15 protein-coding genes are annotated in these 19150 nt (G+C 62.6%); 12 read left to right on the plus strand and 3 right to left on the minus strand.

The features are described from left to right. Positions 1-4: 4 nt before the first annotated feature. The 12 genes from BLQ55_RS08480 (at position 5) to nudC (ending at position 16226) form a co-directional block, all read left to right on the plus strand. Positions 5-484 carry a YbjN domain-containing protein gene (locus tag BLQ55_RS08480; RefSeq protein WP_092253372.1) on the plus strand — a complete coding sequence of 160 codons (480 nt, stop codon included), beginning with the start codon at positions 5-7 and terminating at the stop codon, positions 482-484. Beyond that, positions 481-1425: a peptidylprolyl isomerase gene (locus BLQ55_RS08485; protein WP_092253374.1), complete on the plus strand. Its 945-nt coding sequence runs from the start codon at positions 481-483 to the stop codon at positions 1423-1425. Before BLQ55_RS08480 ends, BLQ55_RS08485 begins: the two co-directional genes overlap by 4 nt. A 204-nt stretch (positions 1426-1629) precedes the next feature. Further along, positions 1630-2610 carry a LysR family transcriptional regulator gene (locus BLQ55_RS08490; protein ID WP_092253376.1) on the plus strand — a complete coding sequence of 327 codons (981 nt, stop codon included), beginning with the start codon at positions 1630-1632 and terminating at the stop codon, positions 2608-2610. A gap of 472 nt (positions 2611-3082) precedes the next feature. After that, a complete protein-coding gene (locus BLQ55_RS08495; protein WP_092253378.1) occupies positions 3083-3577 on the plus strand; it encodes a hypothetical protein in 495 nt (164 codons plus the stop codon). A 92-nt stretch (positions 3578-3669) separates the two neighbouring features. After that, positions 3670-4341 (plus strand): DUF3313 domain-containing protein, encoded by a 672-nt coding sequence (locus BLQ55_RS08500; protein WP_092199369.1) that lies wholly within the window; start codon positions 3670-3672, stop codon positions 4339-4341. A 118-nt stretch (positions 4342-4459) separates the two neighbouring features. Continuing rightward, positions 4460-4960 (plus strand): thiol peroxidase, encoded by a 501-nt coding sequence (tpx, locus tag BLQ55_RS08505; RefSeq protein ID WP_018602018.1) that lies wholly within the window; start codon positions 4460-4462, stop codon positions 4958-4960. A gap of 191 nt (positions 4961-5151) precedes the next feature. Beyond that, the gene (locus BLQ55_RS08510; RefSeq protein ID WP_092253380.1) at positions 5152-6465 is read left to right on the plus strand and encodes an MdtA/MuxA family multidrug efflux RND transporter periplasmic adaptor subunit; all 1314 of its coding nucleotides are present in this window, start codon (positions 5152-5154) and stop codon (positions 6463-6465) included. After that, positions 6462-9557, plus strand: a complete 3096-nt coding sequence (locus tag BLQ55_RS08515) for an MdtB/MuxB family multidrug efflux RND transporter permease subunit (RefSeq protein WP_092253382.1) — start codon at positions 6462-6464, stop codon at positions 9555-9557. The genes BLQ55_RS08510 and BLQ55_RS08515 overlap by 4 nt, the downstream gene beginning before the upstream one ends. Positions 9558-9756: 199 nt before the next feature. Then, positions 9757-12861 (plus strand): efflux RND transporter permease subunit, encoded by a 3105-nt coding sequence (locus BLQ55_RS08520; RefSeq protein ID WP_092253384.1) that lies wholly within the window; start codon positions 9757-9759, stop codon positions 12859-12861. After that, entirely contained in the window at positions 12858-14333 is a 1476-nt protein-coding gene (locus BLQ55_RS08525; protein ID WP_092253386.1) for an efflux transporter outer membrane subunit, read from the plus strand. Before BLQ55_RS08520 ends, BLQ55_RS08525 begins: the two co-directional genes overlap by 4 nt. Before the next feature lie 243 nt (positions 14334-14576). Further along, entirely contained in the window at positions 14577-15389 is an 813-nt protein-coding gene (locus BLQ55_RS08535) for a crotonase/enoyl-CoA hydratase family protein (protein WP_092199387.1), read from the plus strand. Between the two features lie 6 nt (positions 15390-15395). Then, a complete protein-coding gene (gene nudC, locus BLQ55_RS08540) occupies positions 15396-16226 on the plus strand; it encodes an NAD(+) diphosphatase (RefSeq protein WP_092253388.1) in 831 nt (276 codons plus the stop codon). Here nudC and BLQ55_RS08545 read toward each other — a convergent pair. From BLQ55_RS08545 to BLQ55_RS08555, 3 genes are all read right to left on the minus strand, one after another. Beyond that, complete coding sequence (locus BLQ55_RS08545; protein ID WP_092164354.1) at positions 16194-16973, minus strand: TSUP family transporter; 780 nt, start codon at positions 16971-16973, stop codon at positions 16194-16196. The two genes, nudC and BLQ55_RS08545, sit on opposite strands and share 33 nt — an antisense overlap. A gap of 112 nt (positions 16974-17085) precedes the next feature. Beyond that, positions 17086-18258, minus strand: a complete 1173-nt coding sequence (locus BLQ55_RS08550) for a zinc-dependent alcohol dehydrogenase (protein WP_092253390.1) — start codon at positions 18256-18258, stop codon at positions 17086-17088. Further along, positions 18258-19079 carry an SRPBCC family protein gene (locus tag BLQ55_RS08555; protein ID WP_176814195.1) on the minus strand — a complete coding sequence of 274 codons (822 nt, stop codon included), beginning with the start codon at positions 19077-19079 and terminating at the stop codon, positions 18258-18260. Before BLQ55_RS08555 ends, BLQ55_RS08550 begins: the two co-directional genes overlap by 1 nt. Positions 19080-19150 lie beyond the last annotated feature (71 nt).

Raw genomic sequence — 19150 nt, forward strand, 5'->3', positions numbered from 1 at the left:
GAACATGACCTCAATGATTGAAAACGTCGGTGCGAAATCCCTGACCGAGTTGTTGCAGGCCGCGGGTTATCGGGTCAACGAAACCGAGCAGAACGGCATTGTGCAACTGCTCAGTGCCAGCCAGGGCATCGGCTTTGCCGTGCGTTTCGGCAATCCGGCGGCGACGGCGGGCCAATACCTGGACTTCACCTTCAGCTGTGCCTTGCGGGTGCAAGGCCAATTGCCGGACGGGTTGGCAGAACTGTGGAACGCCTCGCGACGTTTTGCCCGGTTGTCGTTGCAAGGCGAATTCCTGGTGATGGAAATGGACGTCGTGGTTGCGGCGGGCGTGAGTGCCGATCATCTGCGCAGTCATCTGGAACTGTGGGACCGCCTGTTGCAGGAATTCATTGTCTACCTGCGTGAGTACAGCCAGAACGCGGCGCGGGCGCAAACCCCGGCCGAGCCCGTCGAGGCGCCCCTGGAGGAGGCCGTCGCATCGTGAAAAAACCGACCTTCGTCATCAGCGCCGCGGCGCTGGGGCTGATCGCCTTGGCGCTGGTGCTGGGCCTGCGGCCGGGCAGCGATCCGGTCGCCGCGGTGCAGGCCGCCAGCGTTGTGTCGGCCGACTCGCCGAGTTTGGCCCGATTGGGCAACCAGCAGGTCAGCCCCGAAGAGCTCAAGACCTTGCTGGCCGCACTGGCTCCCGAGGTTCGTCAGCAAATGCGCGGTAATCGGGCTGCGCTGGAGGGCTGGATCCGTGCCCGCCTGGCGGAAAAAGCCGTGTTGGAGCAGGCCGATGCCCAGGGTTGGCGCCAGCGGCCCGAGGTGGAGCGGCAGACACGAGCGGCGGCCGAGCAGATTGTGTTTCGCGATTACTTGCAGTCGGTGAGCCAGGTGCCGGCCGGCTATCCCAGTGAAGACGAGTTGAAACAGGCTTACGACGCCGGGAAAGCCAATTGGACCGCGCCGGCATTGTACCGTGTCAGTCAGATTTTCCTGGCAGCCAGCGAGCCGCAAACCGTGGAAGCGGTGCGTCGGCAAGCGCTGGAGTTGAGCAAGAAAGCCCAGGCCTCACCCGCTGAGTTCGGCGCCCTGGCCAGTCGTTTTTCCCAGGACCGCACCAGTGCCGAGCGCGGCGGTGACAGTGGTTACCAGCCTTTGCAGCAACTGGTGCCGCCGGTGCGCGAGGCCGTGGCACGCTTGAAGGTTGGCGCGGTATCGGACCCGGTGCAGAGCCCGGCAGGGTTCCATGTCATCAAGCTCACCGAGCAACAACCGGCCCGAGAGGCGACCCTGGACGAAGTCCGCGAGCGCCTGACCCAGGCCCTGCGTGCCCAGCGCCAGGAACAGATCGCCAAGGCGTACCTGGACGGCATGCTCGACACGGCGACGTTGAGCATCGATGGCGCGCAGTTGAGCAAGGTGTTGGAGGAGGGGCTTTAGCCCAGGTACTTTGTTTGATGTGAACACCTTTGTGGCAAGAGGATTAATTTGTGGCGAGGGGATTTATCCCCGTTGAGCTGCGTAGCAGCCCCTATCAATATCCCTCAGTGTCAGACCTGATGGAGTTCAAGCCAAGGGGGGCCGCTTCGCGACCCACGGGGATAAATCCCCTCGCCACTTCGTACAACCGACAGGGAGTCACCCATGACCTTCATCGAGCCCGCAGGACGCCAGGCTGTCATCGCATACCGCACACCGTTGCGTGCCCCCGACCCGTGGCTGGCCATGGCCGGTGGTATCGAGCCGCAGGTGGCGCAGTGCTTCTTGGTCAGTGCCCGTTGCGGCTGCTTCATGCAAGCGGCCCGCAGCCTCAACGTCAAGGCGACCTGGCTGCGCAAGCAGTTGGCGCAATTGGAGGCGCGCCTGCAGCGCTCGCTGTTCAGCTTTCAGGGCAGCGCCTTGACCCTCAGCCGCGAGGGCAGGCAGTTGCAGGCGCGCTTGATCAGCCTGGCCCACGAAAGCGCGCCGCCCTTGAACGATCAACCCTTGATTCGCCTGGCCGTGGCCGAGTCGATACTGCATGACATCCTGGGCCGTGACCTGATTTCATTGCTGCGACGCAACGCCAGCGTGCGACTGCAGATCATCACCCTGGACAGTGACCTGGCGCTGCAAGCCGTCAGCGCCGACCTGGTGCTGTGGTTGAGCGATGCCCACACATTGGGGCCGGGGCCGAGTTTCGCCACATTGCCCGCGGATCGACTGGCGCGGCTGGACTATGTGCCGCACATCGCCAAGCGCTACTCACGCCCGGCCACGCGCCCGGACTGCCTGGACGACCTGAACGACTACATGCTGGTGCAATGGCAGGCGGACCGACACGTGGACGGCTTCGCACCGTGGAACGCCTTGATAGACCAACGCCGGGCCGGCGTGGTGCAGGTGCAGTCCTACGAACTGATGCTGGAAATGATTCGCTGCAGCGCCTGCATCGGCCTGCTGCCGCAGTACATGAGCCGCTTCGACCGAGGCCTGGTGGCATTGCCGCAAGTGTTCGGCCTGTCGATGCAACGGCACTTGTGGATGGCCGTCAATGCCCAGGCCGAAGGCTCGCCGGAAGTGCAGATGCTGCGTGAACTGATCCACCACACGCTGGATGAGCGGCGGGATTGGTTCCAGGCCTGACCGAAACAGGAAGTAACCTCTCTGTGGGAGCGAGCTCGCTCGCGATAGCGGTCGTTCATTCGACATCAATGCCGGCTGAAAGGGCCTCATCGCGAGCAAGCTCGCTCCCACAGTAAATCGTCAGTGCCCCCAGACCTCGCAGTCACTCGAAACCCATGTGGGAGCGAGCCTGCTCGCGATAGCGGTGGTTCATTCGACATCAATGCCGGCTGAAAGGGCCTCATCGCGAGCAAGCTCGTTCCCACAGTAAATCGTCAGTGCCCCCAGACCTCGCAGTCACTCGAAACCCATGTGGGAGCGAGCCTGCTCGCGATAGCGGTGGTTCATTCGACATCAATGCCGGCGGACACCCTCGCCATGGCGCGGCTGCGCTGAAGGATCAGCCACGCAGGTGAAGTGGCTTTTACGTACACCGGCGTCTTGGACCTGTCATCATCCAGCTTCGCAGCACTCCCTAACCGAGGAACGGCCCATGGACGATGTACAGCAACTGGGCGAGATGCTTCGTCACTACGCCGACAGCGAAGCGCACAAGAAACAACTGCACCAGGCCCAGTCGGCGGTTTGGGCGCAACAGATCAAGGCGCTGTACGGGCAAATCGAGCAATGGCTGGCGCCGGTCATGGCGCTCGGCTTGTTGGAGCTGAACCGTGAGGCGTATGTGGCCCACGGGTCGAACGTTCCGGTAGAAACATCCGCTTTCAAGACCGAAAAACTGACCTTGGCCATTACCGGTAAACCGGTAGAGTTCGTGCCGGATGTGATGGGGGTGGGCGGCTTGGTTTCTTTGTCGATCATCGGCCTGGCCGCGACCCGTCACGGCAGCATTTCCCTGGTGTGCCAGCCGCCATCGACGCAATGGCAATGGCGCCGTACCAATGGGTTGAAGGACCCCGACACGTTTGCCTTCGATGCAAACTTCCTCGCCCAACAATTGCAGAGCCTGATACCCCGCGAGCGCGGCTGAATCACTTGTTCTTTTCAGGGCAGGCAAAAAACTGCCCATTGGCTATACCTGTAGTTCCGGCCCCGCCTCGTGTGGCTTACAGGAGTGACAGCATGAAGTTCGCGTCAATGATTGGCAGCATCTGCATAGCCTCGCTTGCCTTGGCGGGTTGTTCGAGCAAAGTCACCCAGCCGGATGAATATTCCGGGTTCCTGGGGGATTACAGCCGGCTCAAGGAAGAGAAGTCGCCGTCGGGGGCCGAGGTCATGCGTTGGGTCGATCCGAAGATCGATCTGAGCAAGTACACCAGCCTCTATATCGAGCCGACGCAGCTTTACCCCAAGCCGCAGCCGACCGTGAGGATCCCCCAGGCCACGCTGTCGGGCATCACCGCGTATTACGATCAGGCCCTCATGCGGGAGGCGGGTAAGTCCTTGCCCCTGGCGACCGTCCCAGGACCGGGTGTATTGGTGATACGGGCGGCGATCACGGCTGTCAGTAGCAAGACCGAAGGCTTGAAACCGTATGAGGTGGTCCCGATTGCGCTGGTGGCGGCCGCTGTCAGCACTGCCAGCGGTATTCGCGACCAGGAAACCACCTTGGGCACCGAAGCGGCTTTTCTCGACGGTGGCAATAACGCGGTGGTCGCCCAGGTGGTGCGCAAGGGCACGGGCAAGCCACTGTCCAACGAATCCCAGGTCATGAAGCCCGATGATGTCAAAGGGGTCATCGATGGCTGGGCGTCGGACTTGCATCAGTCGTTTCTACAGCTCAAGGCCAAATAACCCTTACCGTCGCCGGGGTGTCGACGCCACGTCTTTTTATGTCCGCCCATAGGTCGCGCGAGCATTTCGTGGTTAACTCCGGCCTCACCATTTTCAAACTGTCAGAAGGAATCCGTTCATGGCTCAAGTCACCCTCAAAGGCAACCCGGTCCAAGTCAACGGTCAGTTGCCACAAGCCGGTTCCAAGGCACCAGCCTTTTCCCTGGTCGCCGGCAATCTGTCGGACGTTTCCCTGAAGGACTTCGCCGGCAAGCGCAAAGTGCTGAACATTTTCCCAAGCGTCGACACGCCGACCTGCGCCACCTCCGTGCGCAAATTCAATGCTCAGGCCAACGAACTGAACAACACCGTGGTGCTGTGCATCTCCGCCGACCTGCCATTTGCCCAGGCGCGCTTCTGCGGTGCCGAAGGCCTGGAAAACGTCCAGAACCTGTCCACGCTGCGCGGTGCCGAGTTCATCCAGGACTACGGCGTGGCGATTGCCGACGGTCCATTGAAAGGCCTGACCGCCCGTGCCGTGGTCGTGCTGGACGAAAACGACACCGTGCTGCACAGCGAGCTGGTCAAGGAAATCGCCGAAGAGCCGAACTACGACGCGGCCCTGGCTGTTCTGAAATAAGTGGAATGAAATAAGGTATTTATTACAATTGTTAACGGTCTGGCCCTGTCCAGGCCGTTTTCTTTTGTGCTTCAAGGCTTTAGCCGACTATTCGAAAGGTAAGCCCAACGTAAATTGCCGGTAAAGGCGCTTTGCTAAATACCCGCCAGTGCTTATCGTTCAGCCTCCCGTAAAAGAAGTCCACGCGCCCAATGGTTGATCACTCCATGCAATCGTCTGTTTCCCGCAATTCCCGTCGCTGGCTGTTCGGCCTGTTCGTCCTGTTGGTCGTCGCGGCGCTGGCCTGGAAGTTCTGGCCCGGTGGTTCGGCCCAGAAGCCGGGGGCGGGGGACAAGGCCGCGACGGGGCACGTAGGACGCTCGGGCGGCATGCGGCCGGGGTTCGGTGGGGCGACGGGGCCGATCCCGGTGCGGGTGGCGCCGGCGGTGACCGGGGATTTCCCGCTGTACTTCAAGGCGCTGGGTACGGTCACGGCCCTCAACACCATCAACGTGCGTAGCCGCGTGGGTGGCGAACTGGTCAAGATCGCCTTCGAAGAGGGACAAATGGTCAAGGCTGGGGACTTGCTGGCCGAGATCGACCCACGGCCGTACCAGAACGCCTTGCTCCAGGCCGAAGGCACGCTGTTGCAGAACCAGGCCCAACTGAAAAATGCCCAGGTCGACCTTGAGCGGTATCGCGGCCTGTACGCCGAAGACAGTATTGCCAAGCAGACCCTCGACACCGCCGCGGCCTTGGTGGGCCAGTACCAGGGCACGGTCAAGACCAACCAGGCGGCGGTCAACGACGCCAAGCTCAACCTGGAATTCACCAGGATCCGCGCGCCGATTACCGGCCGCGTGGGCTTGAGGCAACTGGACATCGGCAACCTGGTGTCGGCCAACGACACCACGGCCCTGGCGGTCATTACCCAGACTCAACCCATCAGTGTCGTGTTCACCTTGCCGGAGAACAACCTCGACACCGTGCTCGCCCGTTATCGCAGCGGGGCGAAGCTGCCCGTCGAAGCCTGGGACCGGGGCGATGTGAAGCGCCAGGCCAGTGGCGTATTGCAAAGCCTGGACAACCAGATCGATGTCGCCACCGGCACCTTGAAGTTCAAGGCGCGCTACGAGAACCGCGACCAGTCGCTGTTCCCCAATCAGTTCGTCAACGTCCACCTGCTGGCCGACACCCTCAAAGGCGTGGTCCTGGCGCCGACGGCGGCTATTCAGTTCGGCACCAACGGCACTTTCGTCTACGCCCTGGAGGGCGACAAGAAGGTCACCATCAAGAAGCTGAAGATCGGGGCCAGCGACGGCACGAACACCGTGGTCACCGAAGGCCTGGCCGCTGGCGACCGGGTGGTGCTCGAAGGCACCGATCGCCTGAAGGAAGGCAGCGAAGTGGAGGTGGTCAACGACAGCCAGGAGGTGCCCACCACGCCGACCGAGCACTTGCAGGGCAAGTCTGCGGCGGTGCCTGGGTCGGCTGAGGCCGACAAGGCGAACAAGGGCGGCGCATGAATCTCTCGCGGCTGTTCATTCTTCGCCCGGTCGCCACCACCCTGAGCATGCTGGCGATCATCCTCGCCGGCCTGATCGCCTACCGGTTGCTGCCGGTGTCGGCATTGCCCCAGGTCGACTACCCGACCATCCGCGTGATGACCCTGTACCCGGGCGCCAGTCCCGATGTGATGACCAGTGCGGTCACCGCGCCCCTGGAGCGACAGTTCGGGCAGATGCCGGGCCTGACGCAAATGGCCTCCACCAGTTCCGGCGGCGCGTCGGTGATCACCCTGCGCTTCAACTTGGACATCAACATGGATGTCGCCGAGCAGCAGGTGCAGGCCGCGATCAATGCGGCCACCAATTTGCTGCCCAAGGACCTGCCGGCCCCGCCGGTGTACAACAAGGTCAATCCGGCCGACACCCCGGTGCTGACCCTGGCGATCACCTCCAAGACCATGCTGCTGCCCAAGCTCAATGACTTGGTGGACACCCGTATGGCGCAGAAAATCGCCCAGATCAGCGGCGTAGGCATGGTCACCATCGCCGGTGGCCAGCGCCAGGCCGTGCGAATCAAGGTCAACCCCGAGGCCCTGGCGGCCAACGGCCTGAACCTGGCGGATGTGCGCACGTTGATCGGTGCTTCCAACGTCAACCAGCCCAAGGGCAACTTCGACGGCCCGACCCGGGTCTCGATGCTCGATGCCAACGACCAGTTGACCTCGCCCAAGGACTACGCCGAGCTGATCCTGGCCTACGCCAATGGCGCGCCGTTGCGGCTCAAGGACGTGGCACAGATCGTCGACGGGGCCGAAAACGAACGCCTTGCCGCCTGGGCCAACGAAAACCAGGCCGTGCTGCTGAACATCCAGCGCCAGCCGGGGGCCAATGTCATCGAGGTGGTGGACCGGATCAAGGCCCTGCTGCCGAGCATCACCGATAACCTGCCGGCCGGCCTGGACGTCACCGTGCTGACCGACCGCACCCAGACCATCCGCGCCTCGGTCACCGACGTGCAGCATGAGTTGCTGATCGCCATCGCCCTGGTGGTCATGGTGACGTTCCTGTTCCTGCGTCGCGTCAGTGCCACGATCATCCCGTCGGTGGCCGTGCCGTTGTCGTTGATCGGCACCTTCGGCGTGATGTACCTGGCCGGTTTCTCCATCAATAACCTGACCCTGATGGCCCTGACCATCGCCACCGGTTTCGTGGTGGACGACGCCATCGTCATGCTGGAAAACATCGCCCGCTTCATCGAGGAGGGCGACAGCCCGTTGCAGGCCGCGCTCAAGGGTGCGAAGCAGATCGGCTTCACGCTGATTTCCCTGACCCTGTCGCTGATCGCCGTGCTGATCCCGCTGCTGTTCATGGCCGATGTGGTCGGGCGCTTGTTTCGCGAGTTCGCCATCACCCTGGCGGTGGCGATCCTGATTTCCCTGGTGGTGTCCCTGACCCTGACGCCGATGATGTGCGCCCGCTTGCTCAAGCGCGAGCCCAAGGAAGCAGAACAGGGCCGTTTCTACCGCGCCAGCGGCGCCTGGATCGACTGGTTGATCGCCGCCTACGGGCGCAAGTTGCAGTGGGTGCTCAAGCATCAGCCACTCACCCTGCTGGTGGCGGTGGGCAGCCTGGTGCTGACGGTGGTGCTGTACCTGGCCGTGCCCAAGGGCTTTTTCCCGGTGCAGGACACCGGGGTGATCCAGGGCATTTCCGAGGCGCCGCAATCGATCTCCTTTGCCGCCATGAGCGAGCGCCAGCAGCAGTTGGCCAAGGTGATCCTCGCCGACCCGGCGGTGCAGAGCCTGTCGTCCTACATCGGCGTGGACGGCGACAACGCCACGCTCAACAGCGGTCGCCTGCTGATCAACCTCAAACCCCACAGCGAACGGGACGACAGCGCCACCGAGATCATTGCCCGCTTGCAGCCACAGCTGGATCGACTGGTGGGCATTCGCCTGTTCATGCAGCCGGTGCAGGACCTGACCATCGAAGACCGGGTCAGCCGTACCCAATACCAGTTCAGCCTGTCATCGCCGGACGCCGAATTGCTCAGCCTCTGGAGCGGGCGCCTGGTCGAGGCCCTGGGCCGCCAGCCGGAACTGACCGACGTGGCCAGCGACCTGCAGGACAAGGGCTTGCAGGTCTACTTGGTGATCGACCGCGACGCGGCGTCACGCCTGGGCGTCTCGGTGTCGAACATCACCGATGCGCTGTATGACGCCTTCGGCCAGCGGCAGATCTCCACCATCTACACCCAGGCCAGCCAGTACCGCGTGGTGTTGCAGGCTCAGGCCGGGGAGCGGATCGGACCGCAGGCGCTGGACCAGATCCACGTCAAGACCACCGATGGCGGGCAGGTGCGCTTGTCGAGCCTGGCCCGGGTCGAAGAGCGCCAGGCCCAACTGGCAATTGCCCACATCGGCCAGTTTCCGGCGGTGATGATGTCGTTCAACCTCGCGCCCGGCGTGGCCCTCGGGCATGCGGTGGACATGATCGAGAAGGTCCAGCGGGACATCGGCATGCCGGTGGGCGTGCAGACCGAATTCCAAGGCGCGGCCGAGGCGTTCCAGGCGTCGTTGTCGAGTACCTTGCTGCTGATCCTGGCGGCGGTGGTGACCATGTACATCGTCCTGGGTGTGCTGTACGAAAGCTACATCCATCCGATCACCATCCTTTCCACCTTGCCCTCGGCGGCCATCGGCGCCTTGCTGGCGTTGATCCTCAGCGGCAATGACCTGGGTATGATCGCGATCATCGGCATCATCCTGCTGATCGGCATCGTCAAGAAGAACGCGATCATGATGATCGACTTCGCCCTTGACGCTGAACGCAACCAGGGCATGGACCCGCAGACGGCGATCTACCAGGCGGCGTTGCTGCGCTTCCGCCCGATCCTGATGACCACCCTGGCGGCGTTGTTCGGTGCCATACCGCTGATGTTCGCCACCGGTTCCGGTGCCGAATTGCGCCAGCCCCTGGGCTTGGTGATGGTGGGTGGATTGTTGGTGAGCCAGGTCCTGACCTTGTTCACCACGCCGGTGATCTACCTGTACTTCGATCGCCTGGGCCGCCGGTTTGCCAGGCCGGAAGGGAAAGAGGTGCGGGTATGACGGTCGGGAGCTTCCGGCTGGACCCTGCGCCGCAGAACTCGGGGCAAGTGCGCTTTTTGTGGCGAGGGGATTTATCCCCGCTTGAGTGCGCAGCGCTCACAAAAGGGGCCGCTGCGCAGCCCAGCGGGGATAAATCCCCTCGCCACAAAAGCCCGGTCATTCCTTTCGGTCTTTGGTCTGAAGCCCGGAGCGCTGGCCGATGAACCTTTCCGGCCCCTTCATCCGCCGCCCCGTAGCGACCATGCTCCTGAGTTTCGCCATCATGTTGCTCGGTGGCGTGTGTTTCGGCCTGCTGCCGGTTTCGCCGCTGCCGCAAATGGATTTCCCGGTCATCGTGGTCCAGGCCAACCTGCCAGGAGCCAGCCCCGAGGTGATGGCTTCGACAGTGGCAACGCCCCTGGAGCGTTCCTTCGGCGCGATCGCCGGGGTCAACACCATGAGCAGCCGCTCCAGCCAGGGTTCTACGCGGGTCATCCTGCAATTCGACCTGGACCGTGACATCAACGGCGCCGCCCGGGAAGTGCAGGCGGCCATCAATGCGTCGCGCAACCTGTTGCCCAGTGGCATGCGCAGCATGCCTACCTACAAGAAGGTCAACCCGTCCCAGGCGCCGATCATGGTGCTGTCGCTGACCTCGGATGTGTTGGAAAAAGGCCAGCTCTACGACCTGGCGTCCACCATCCTGTCCCAGAGCCTGTCCCAGGTGTCGGGCGTCGGCGAGGTGCAGATCGGCGGCAGCTCGTTGCCAGCGGTGCGCATCGAACTGGAGCCACAGTTGCTCAATCAGTACGGCGTGGCCCTGGACGATGTGCGCACCGCCATCGCCGACAGCAACGTACGCCGGCCGAAGGGTTCGGTGGAGGACGACCGGCGCATGTGGCAGGTCCAGGCCAACGACCAGTTGGAGAAGGCCAAGGACTACGAAACGCTGATCATCCGCTACCAGGACGGCTCGGTCCTGCGGCTCAAGGACGTGGCGAAAGTCACCGACAGCGTCGAGGATCGCTACAACAGCGGTTTCTTCAACAACGATGCCGCCGTGTTGCTGGTGATCAACCGCCAGGCCGGGGCCAACATCATCGAGACGGTCAACGAGATCAAGGCGCAACTGCCGGCGTTGCAGGCGGTGCTGCCGGCCAGCGTCAAGTTGAACCTGGCGATGGACCGTTCGCCGGTGATCAAGGCCACCCTGCATGAAGCGGAAATGACCTTGCTGATCGCCGTGGCCCTGGTGGTGCTGGTCGTGTTCCTGTTCCTCGGCAACTTCCGCGCCTCGCTGATCCCGACCCTGGCGGTACCGGTGTCGCTGGTGGGCACGTTTGCGGTGATGTACCTGTACGGTTTCTCCTTGAACAACCTGTCACTGATGGCGTTGATCCTGGCGACCGGGTTGGTGGTGGATGACGCCATCGTGGTGCTGGAGAACATTTCCCGGCACATCGACGAAGGCGTGCCACCGATGAACGCCGCCTATCTGGGCGCCGAAGAAGTCGGCTTTACGTTGCTGTCGATGAACGTCTCGCTGGTGGCGGTATTCCTGTCGATCCTGTTCATGGGCGGCATCATCGAGAGCCTGTTCCGCGAATTCTCCATCACCCTGGCGGCCTCCATCGTGGTTTCGCTGGTGGTCTCGCTGACGCTCACGCCGATGCTCTGCGCCCGCTGGCTCAAGCCTCACGTACCGGGGCAGGAAAACCGCTTGCAGCGCTGGAGCCTGGGGCTCAATGAGCGGATGGTCCGTGGTTACGCCACCAGCCTGGACTGGGTGCTGCGCCATCGGCGCCTGACCTTGCTCAGCCTGCTGGTGACCATTGGCGTGAACGTCGCGTTGTATGTGGTGGTGCCGAAAACCTTCATGCCACAGCAGGACACCGGCCAACTGATCGGTTTCGTGCGTGGCGACGACGGGCTGTCGTTCAATGTGATGCAGCCGAAAATGGAAATCTTCCGCCGTGCCGTGCTCAAGGACGAGGCAGTGCAAAGCGTCGCCGGTTTCATCGGCGGCAACAACGGCACCAACAACGCCTTCATGCTGGTGCGCCTCAAGCCAATCAAGGAGCGGGGGATTTCCGCACAGAAAGTCATCGAGCGCCTGCGCAAGGAAATGCCCAAGGTGCCCGGCGGCCAATTGATGCTGATGGCCGACCAGGACCTGCAATTCGGTGGCGGTCGCGAGCAGACCACTTCGCAGTATTCCTACATCCTGCAAAGCGCCGACCTGGCGACGCTGCGCACCTGGTACCCCAAGGTCGTGGCCGCCTTCCGGGCCTTGCCGGAGCTGACCGCCATCGACGCCCGCGACGGTGGCGGGGCGCAGCAGGTGACGCTGGTGGTGGACCGCGACCAGGCCAAGCGCCTGGGCATCGACATGGACATGGTCACCGCGGTGCTCAACAACGCCTACAGCCAGCGGCAGATTTCCACCATCTACGACAGCCTCAACCAGTACCAGGTGGTGATGGAGGTCAATCCCAAGTATGCCCAGGACCCGAGCACCCTCGAGCAGGTCCAAGTGATCACCGCCGACGGCGCGCGGGTGCCACTGTCGGCCATTGCCCATTACGAGAACAGCCTGGAGGACGACCGTGTCAGCCATGAAGGCCAGTTCGCTTCCGAGGGCATTTCCTTCGACATGGCCGAAGGCGTCACGGTGGAGCAGGGCACCGCGGCTATCGAGCGGGCGATTGCCAAGCTCGGGATGCCCGAGGATGTCATCGCGAAAATGGCCGGTACCGCCGACGCATTCGCCGCCACCCAGAAGAGCCAGCCGTTCATGATCCTCGGCGCGTTGCTGGCGGTGTACCTGGTGCTGGGCGTGCTGTATGAAAGCTATATTCATCCGCTGACCATCCTGTCCACCTTGCCATCGGCCGGGGTCGGCGCCTTGTTGTCGATCTACGCACTGGGCAGCGAGTTCAGCCTGATCTCGCTGTTGGGGCTGTTCCTGCTGATCGGCGTGGTGAAGAAAAACGCCATCCTGATGATCGATCTGGCGCTGCAACTGGAACGTGCCGGGCAGACGCCGCTGGAGTCGATCCGCAGCGCTTGCCTGCTGCGATTGCGGCCAATCCTGATGACCACGCTGGCGGCGATTCTGGGTGCCTTGCCGCTGCTGCTCGGCGCCGCCGAAGGCGCGGAAATGCGCCAGCCGCTAGGCCTGACCATCATCGGCGGGCTGGTGTTCAGCCAGGTGCTGACGCTCTATACCACGCCGGTGGTTTACCTTTATCTCGACAAGCTGCGCCATCGCTTCAACCGCTGGCGTGGCGTGCGCACTGATGCTGCCCTGGAAACTCCGCTATGACCGACCGTTCGCCTTTCAATTTTGCCGCGACGCTGGCGACCGCCCGTGGCTCGCGGGTGCTGAGCCTGGTGCTGTGCGTGGCGATGCTCAGCGCCTGCGCCGTCGGCCCGGATTACCAGCGCCCCGCCGCGGCGGCCCCGGTGCAGTACAAGGAGGCCCAGGGCTGGCGCCAGGCCAACCCCAGCGATGCCCTGGCCCGGGGCGCCTGGTGGGAGCTCTACGGTGATACGCAACTCAACGGCCTGGTGGACAAGCTCAACGCCTCCAACCAGACCGTGGCCCAGGCCGAAGCCCAGTACCGGCAGGCCCGGGCACTGGTGCGCAATGCTCGTGGCGCGTTTTTCCCCACCGTGGACCTGACCGTCGGCAAGACGCGCTCCAGCCAGGGCACCGGCAGCAGCAGTTCGAGCCTGAGCAGTTCGTCCAGCGGCATTCGCGACACCTACAACGCCCAGGCCGGCGTCAGCTGGGAGGCGGACGTGTGGGGCAAGTTGCGCCGCACCCTGGAAGCCGACGAGGCGAGCGCGCAAGCCAGTTTCGCCGACCTGGCGGCGATGCGCCTGAGCCAGCAATCGGAACTGGTGCAGAACTACTTGCAGTTGCGGGTGATCGATGAACAGAAGCGTTTGTTGCAAACCACTGTCGACAACTATCAGCGCTCGCTGAAGATGACCGAAAACCAGTACCGTGCCGGGGTCTCCGGCAAGGACGCGGTGGCCCAGGCGCAAAACCAGCTCAAGACCACCCAGGGCGACCTGATCGACCTGATCTGGCAGCGGGCCCAGTTCGAAAACGCCATCGCCGTGCTCATCGGCCTGCCGCCGGCGGAGTTCAACCTGGCCGAGGTCCAGGACATCCCAGCACTGCCGCAGATCCCGGTGGCGCTACCCTCGCAACTGCTCGAGCGCCGGCCGGATATCGCTTCGGCAGAGCGCTCGGTGATGGCCGCCAATGCCAACATCGGCGTCGCCAAAGCCGCGTATTACCCGGACTTGACCCTGAGCCTCAGTGGCGGTTACAGCAGCAGTACCTACGACAATTGGGTGAGCGTGCCGAACCGCTTCTGGTCGGTAGGGCCGCAACTGGCGATGACGCTGTTCGATGGCGGCCAGCGGTCGGCGGAAGTCGACCGCACTGTCGCCGCGTATGACCAGACCGTCGCCACCTATCGCCAGACCGTGCTCGATGGCTTGCGCGAGGTGGAAAACTACATGATCCAGCTCAAGGTGCTGGAAGACGAAGCCCGTGTACGCCAGGAAGCCCTGGACGCCGCTCGGGAATCCCTGCGCCTGACGCAGAACCAATACCGAGCCGGATTGATTGCCTACCTCGACGTGGTTACCGTCCAGGCCACCGCGCTGAGCAACGAGCGCAGCATGCTGAGCCTGCAACAGAGCCGCTTGATTGCCAGCGTGCAACTGATTGCGGCGTTGGGCGGTGGTTGGGATGGGCAGTTACAGGCGGGCGAGTAGCCGCGGGTAATTCAAAGGGGGGTGTGTCCATTGAAAACTCCTGTGGGAGCGAGCTTGCTCGCGATGACGGCAGTACATTCGCCATCGCTGCAAGCTGACCCACCGCTATCGCGAGCAAGCTCGCTCCCACAGGGGGGGATTCTCGCGCTGTAAGTCCCGCTTTTGGCCGATGCACTGCCTACGTCCTGTCGCGATGGCTTGGTATAGTTCAGGCCTCTTTTCAGCCGGTAAAGGATCACTGCCATGTCGAAATACCAAGCGTTCAACGTCGAACTTGCCGACAACATCGCCCATGTGCAGATCAATCGCCCGGAAAAGATCAATGCGATGAACGTTGATTTCTGGCGCGAGATCATCGAGATCTTCCAATGGATCGATGACACCGATGAGGCGCGGGTGGTGGTGCTCAGCGGTGCCGGCAAGCATTTTTCCTCTGGCATCGACCTGATGATGCTGGCCGGTGTGGCCAACGAGCTGGGCAAGGACGTGGGACGCAATGCGCGCCTGTTGCGGCGCAAGATCCTGCAACTGCAAGCCTCGTTCAACGCCGTGGACAATTGCCGCAAGCCGGTGCTCGCGGCCATTCAAGGCTATTGCCTGGGCGGTGCCATCGACCTGATCGCCGCGTGCGACATGCGTTATGCCGCCGAGGACGCCCAGTTCTCCATCAAGGAAATCGATATCGGCATGGCTGCCGATGTTGGCACATTGCAACGCTTGCCCCGGATCATCGGGGACGGCATGCTGCGTGAACTCGCTTATACGGGGCGCACCTTCGGTGCCGAAGAAGCGCGCAGCATCGGCTTGGTCAATCGCCTGTACAGCGACACCGCCAGCCTGCTCGACGGCGTGCTGGGCATTGCCCGGGAAATCGCCGCCAAGTCTCCGATCGCCGTGACCGGCACCAAGGCAATGATCAGCTACATGCGCGACCACAGCATCGACGACGGCCTGGAATACGTCGCCACCTGGAACGCCGCCATGCTGCAATCGACCGACCTGCGCGTGGCCATGGCCGCCCATATGAGCAAACAGAAACCCGAATTTCTGGATTGACTGACCATGACTTCACGCTGGACCACCGCAGTACTCGATACCGATCTTCCTGGCGGCTGGGCCGTGGCCCGTAGCCCGGAAGGCTTTCTGTTCGACGACAACGGCGCGCTGTTCCCCCGCGAGTGGCTCAAGCGCCAAGACCTGTCGATCCTCGCCGAACACGGCATCGGTCACCTGGATGGCGAGCCGGTCTACCTGTTGGAGTTGCACAGCCCGCTGGAGATTCCTGGCTGTAACTGGAAAGGCCTGCGGGCGTTCATGCTCGAGGGCGACCACACGCTGTACAAGGTGTTGGGCTATGCGGCGCAGATCGGCACCTGGGCCCGGGAGCATCGTTTCTGTGGCAGTTGCGGCAAGCGCATGAGCCAGATTCCGTTGGAGCGGGCCATGTATTGCGACGCCTGTGACCTGCGTCATTACCCGCGGATTTCACCGAGCATGATCGTGTTGATTACCCGCGGCGATGAAGTCCTGCTGGCCCGTTCGCCGCGTTTCGTCACGGGCGTCTACAGCACCCTGGCGGGGTTTGCCGAGCCTGGCGAGTCGGCCGAGGATTGCCTGGTGCGGGAGGTGCGTGAAGAAGTCAGTATCGAAGTGAAGAACATCCAGTACATGGGTAGCCAGTGCTGGCCGTTCCCCCATTCGATGATGCTCGGTTTTCACGCTGAATATGCCGGCGGCGACATCGTGCCCCAGGAAGATGAAATCGAGGACGCCCAATGGTTCAACGTCCACGACCTGCCACCGTTGCCGGCCTCGCGCTCGATCGCCCGCTACCTGATCGACCTTTATGTGGCGCGGCGCTTAGGCCACGCTGAACCAGTGCTGCCAGGCTAGGCGCACGGTCAAGCCCAGCACCACGGTGATGAACACCGGTCGGATGAACTTCGCGCCGCCGCTGATGGCGGTGCGAGCGCCGAAGAATGCGCCGATCATCACCGACAGGCCCATGCTCAGGCCGATGACCCAGTCCACCTGTCCGGAAAAGACGAACACCGACAACGCCGCGATGTTGCTGACGAAATTCATGCTGCGCGCCACGCCGCTGGCCTTCACCAGGTCGATGGGGTAGAGCAGCAGGCTGCTGACCGTCCAGAACGCACCGGTACCGGGCCCGGCCACGCCGTCATAGAAACCCAGGCTGAAACCCTGGGACGATTGCCATGTCTTCTTGATCGGCGCATCGCTGTCCAGCGGTGCCTTGGGCGTGCCGCCAAACAACAGGTACAGGCCGCAGGCGAAGACGATCACCGGCAGCATCTTGTTCAGCCACTCGGCAGGCAGGTAATGGGCGACGATGGCACCGGTCAGGGCCCCGACCAGAGTGCCGACGAGGGCATGGGTCCATTGCCTCGGGTGGAACAGCTTGCGCTTATAGAAGGTGAAGCTGGCCGTCGCCGAGCCGAAGGTCGAGCTGAGTTTGTTGGTCCCCAGGACTAGGTGAGGCGGCAAGCCTGCGGTCAGCAGCGCCGGCGTGGTCAGCAGCCCACCGCCACCGGCAATGGCATCGATGAAGCCGGCAATGAAAGCGACAACGGCAAGGATAGCGAGGGTAGTGAGGTCAACGCTGAGTTCGAAAGGCATGGAATGGGCTTATTGGGCAGGTCGCAGAAGGGCTGCGGGAAGGCCGGTATGTTACCCATAATGGTGCAGGGCTGCGACTGCTGGTGTGTGCGCAGCCCTGCAAACAGCGCAATCACTCAGGCCGAAACACTGCCCGCACACAATTCTGTGTCTTCTCCTTGAACATTGCATAACCTTCTACCGACTGTTCGAGTCCCATTGGATGAGTCAGCAGGTAGGAGGGGTCCAGTTCACCTTTCTGGATGTGCTCGAACAATCGTTCCACGTAACGCTGTCCGGGCTGTTGGCCGGAGCGCAAGGTCAAGGCTTTATTGACGATGGCCCCCATGGGAAATTTGTCCAGCAGACCGCCATAAACCCCGACCACCGAGACCGTGCCGCCTTTGCGGCAGGCTCGGATCGACTGGCGCAACACCGTCCCGCGCTCGGTGTGCAGGCGCAGCATTTGCTTGGTCTTGTCGTAGAGATAGTCGACCTCTGTACCATGGGCCTCCATGCCCACACAGTCGATGCAGCGATCCGGGCCCCGGCCGCCGGTGAGCTCCAGCAAGGCGGCATGCACGTCCGTGGTTTCATAGTTGAGGGCGATGGCGCCGGTCTTTTCTTCGGCCAGTTGCAAGCGATCAGGCAGGCGGTCGATGGCAATCACCCGTTCGGCCCCCAGCAAACAGGCACTGGACATCGCCATCAACCCGACCCCGCCGCACCCCCATACCGCCACGGTATCGCCCTTTTGGATATTGGCGTTATCGGCGGCGAAATAACCGGTGGGCACCGCGTCGGAGACGAATACCGCCTGCTCGTCGCGGATGCCGTCGGGAATCTTGAACAGGTTGACGTCGGCAAACGGCACGCGAATATAGGTCGCATGGCTGCCGGCATAGCCGCCAAACGCATGGCTGTAGCCGATAATCCCGCATGCCGGTTGGCCGTAGGCGAGATCCGTGGCGCTGGGATTGGGGTTGGAGTTGTCGCAGCAGGAAAAATCCGAGCGCCTGCAATGTTCGCACTCGCCGCAACCCAGGATCGAAACCGTGACGACCCGGTCGCCTTTGCGCAATGAGCTGACGGCTGAACCGATCTCCACGACTTCACCCATGAATTCATGGCCAATGATGTCGCCGGCCTGCATAGTTGGTACGTAGCCTCCCAGCAGATGCAGGTCTGACCCACACACCGACGACATTTTCACCCGGACGATAGCGTCGCGGGGATTGATAATGGACGGGTCATCGACGGTTTCAACTTGTAGCTTGTTCGGGCCTTGCCAAGTCAATGCGCGCATCAGGCGTTACCTCCAGTGGACGGCTGGTGGGTCGGTGTTTGAGGGGTATCGGTGGCCGGATGGACGAACAAGAAATCCTTGGTGCCGGGGGCGTGCATTCGATGCGTGGCCACCTCGCCGGTTTCCAGTTGTTGCTTGATGCTGCGCAGCAGGTGCAACAAGGCTTTGTCCGAGAACTTCGAAAGGGCGGCCGCCAGGGCATATCCCGCAGCACCGGGGAGCGTCTGGCAGGCGACGATGACCTTGAGCTGCGTGCCTCGGCCGGCCGGTGCATCAGTGAAGTGCATCTGGATGTCATGCTTGAATCGTGTACCCGGAGCGGCCGTCCAATGCAGCTTTCGGCCGTCCTTGGGTTCGTCCTGTTCGATGTCGCAATGCAGGGTCTTATCCATCGGCCCGTGGGCGACCCAGCGATAGGTGCGTTCACCGGTCTGTTCGATTGCATCGACCCAGGGCAGCAACGCACCGAGATTACCTGGGTTGCGACAGAACGCGAAGATCGCTTCCCTTGGTTTACCCACGGTAATGCTACGAGAGATCACCTTGCTGCCGTCCCAGTCTCGATCCTGCTCGAAAGCTTGTTCGAAGGGGGTGTGGGTCAGCGCGCGCTTGATCCTGCATGTGCCTGAATAACCGCGCCAGGCGGCACAGGCACCCAACAGCACCTGCGGCCAACCCTGGAGCCCGCCCTGGCGCAGTCCATTGGCGATCAATAGCGTGCCGGCCAGCAAAGACACCGCACGCTCCGGCGTGCCGAGATTGGGATGCGACGGGGTCGGCACCGCTGCCCGGCTCGCAACCAGTTTGGGTCGTTCAGACATGATGGTTTCCTCATTCTCCAGGGGCGACATAAGGAATGAGCCGGGGGAGGTGCGGTTGTTCCGTCGACGTG

Origin of the sequence: Pseudomonas sp. NFACC13-1 (assembly GCF_900104425.1) — a bacterium.
Taxonomy (GTDB): Bacteria; Pseudomonadota; Gammaproteobacteria; order Pseudomonadales; family Pseudomonadaceae; genus Aquipseudomonas; species Aquipseudomonas fluorescens_AA.

Excerpts from the sequence above, each read along its gene's own strand:
- BLQ55_RS08480 (WP_092253372.1), top strand. The coding sequence starts at position 5 with ATGACCTCAATGATTGAAAACGTCGGTGCGAAATCCCTGACCGAGTTG.
- BLQ55_RS08490 (WP_092253376.1), top strand. The coding sequence starts at position 1,630 with ATGACCTTCATCGAGCCCGCAGGACGCCAGGCTGTCATCGCATACCGC.
- BLQ55_RS08495 (WP_092253378.1), top strand. The coding sequence starts at position 3,083 with ATGGACGATGTACAGCAACTGGGCGAGATGCTTCGTCACTACGCCGAC.
- BLQ55_RS08500 (WP_092199369.1), top strand. The coding sequence starts at position 3,670 with ATGAAGTTCGCGTCAATGATTGGCAGCATCTGCATAGCCTCGCTTGCC.
- tpx (WP_018602018.1), top strand. The coding sequence starts at position 4,460 with ATGGCTCAAGTCACCCTCAAAGGCAACCCGGTCCAAGTCAACGGTCAG.
- BLQ55_RS08510 (WP_092253380.1), top strand. The coding sequence starts at position 5,152 with ATGGTTGATCACTCCATGCAATCGTCTGTTTCCCGCAATTCCCGTCGC.
- BLQ55_RS08515 (WP_092253382.1), top strand. The coding sequence starts at position 6,462 with ATGAATCTCTCGCGGCTGTTCATTCTTCGCCCGGTCGCCACCACCCTG.
- BLQ55_RS08520 (WP_092253384.1), top strand. The coding sequence starts at position 9,757 with ATGAACCTTTCCGGCCCCTTCATCCGCCGCCCCGTAGCGACCATGCTC.
- BLQ55_RS08525 (WP_092253386.1), top strand. The coding sequence starts at position 12,858 with ATGACCGACCGTTCGCCTTTCAATTTTGCCGCGACGCTGGCGACCGCC.
- BLQ55_RS08535 (WP_092199387.1), top strand. The coding sequence starts at position 14,577 with ATGTCGAAATACCAAGCGTTCAACGTCGAACTTGCCGACAACATCGCC.
- nudC (WP_092253388.1), top strand. The coding sequence starts at position 15,396 with ATGACTTCACGCTGGACCACCGCAGTACTCGATACCGATCTTCCTGGC.
- BLQ55_RS08545 (WP_092164354.1), bottom strand. The coding sequence starts at position 16,973 with ATGCCTTTCGAACTCAGCGTTGACCTCACTACCCTCGCTATCCTTGCC.
- BLQ55_RS08550 (WP_092253390.1), bottom strand. The coding sequence starts at position 18,258 with ATGCGCGCATTGACTTGGCAAGGCCCGAACAAGCTACAAGTTGAAACC.
- BLQ55_RS08555 (WP_176814195.1), bottom strand. The coding sequence starts at position 19,079 with ATGTCTGAACGACCCAAACTGGTTGCGAGCCGGGCAGCGGTGCCGACC.